We start from the raw sequence: 1,258 nt of genomic DNA, 5'->3' as shown, positions 1-1,258 counted from the left end.
GGGCGGATTCAAGTGGTCGTTGCAACACGTTCTAGGCTGCTGATTCTTCCAGTATTTGCTGGAGGGCTTGTGCGGGTGTTTTCCAGCCGAGGGTTTTGCGTAGGCGTCCGTTGAGTCCTGCGGCGGCGTAGTCGAGGTCTGCGCGGGTGACGGTGGTGAGGTCCATGCCTTTAGGGAAGTACTGTCGCAGGAGTCCGTTGGTGTTCTCGTTCGTGCCGCGTTGCCAGGGCGAGTGAGGATCGCAGAAGTAGACCTCGGCGCCGGTGGCAATCTTCACGCGTTCGTGAATGCCGACCATCTCAGCGCCTTGGTCCCAGGTCAGGGACCGGCGCAACTGGGCCGGCAGGGTGGGAAGGGTTTCCTGGATGGCGGCCAGCACCTGCTCGCCGGTATGTCCGTTGGGTAGGTGCAGGAGCATCACGAAGCGGCTGCTGCGTTCCACGAGTGTTCCGATCGCACCGGTTCCGGGGGTTCCGATGATCAGGTCGCCTTCCCAGTGACTGGGCACGGCCCGGTCGTCGGCTTCCGCGGGGCGTTCACTGATCAACAACTCTTTCGGGACCCGGGGCCTTCGCATGCCCGCGCGCCGGTTTGGCTGCCGCACGGCCCGGCCGGTGCGCAGGGCAGCGGCGAGCTCGGCTCTCAGCCCGCCGCGGCCCTGGATGTAGATGCACTGATAGATCGTCTCGGGGCTGATGCGCATGCTTTCATCATCGGGGAAGTCGATCCGCAGCCGGGCACTGATCTGTTCCGGGGACAACCGTTCCCTGGCGGTCAGCATTCCGGCGACGTAGAGTGCCAGGGCCTCGTTGGAAGCCAGTTTCCGGGTCTTAGGCCTGCGCGCCAGCTTCTGCGCACGGTTCTGCGCCGAGGACGCCAGGTACGGACGGTTGCCCCCGTTCCGGATGTTCCGGCCCAGCTCCCTGCTGACAGTGGACGGGCTCCGGCCCAAACGCCGACCGATCTCCCGCACGCCGCACCCGGCGGCCCGCCAGACGGCAATCAACTCGCGCTCATCGAAGGACAGGAACCGCCCGCACGGGGGCTTCTTCGCAGGATCCACCCCACCATGCTGACGGACGATCAACCGGGCCGCAGACAGAGACATACCGGCCACCGCCGCCGCCACCTCATCAGATGCCCCAGAAGACCGCGCCTCCCAGAAAACCCGCACCACCGAATGCAACAGCTCAGGCCGACCAAAACCCACAACAACACCCCAATCACTCAGGTGTTGCAACGACCCCTTGAACCTGCC

Annotated in this window: 1 protein-coding gene; it reads right to left on the bottom strand. The window is 65.1% G+C overall.

Going from position 1 to position 1,258, the window contains the following annotated elements; all coding sequences use genetic code 11:
- Positions 1-31 precede the first annotated feature (31 nt).
- Positions 32-1,240, bottom strand: a complete 1,209-nt coding sequence (locus ACYQ1Z_RS20085; protein ID WP_459794311.1) for an IS30 family transposase — start codon at positions 1,238-1,240, stop codon at positions 32-34.
- Positions 1,241-1,258 lie beyond the last annotated feature (18 nt).

It is taken from the genome of Arthrobacter sp. AD-310 (assembly GCF_054656615.1).
Note: the sequence above shows the minus strand (reverse complement) of the source record. Positions and strands in the feature narration are given on the sequence as shown.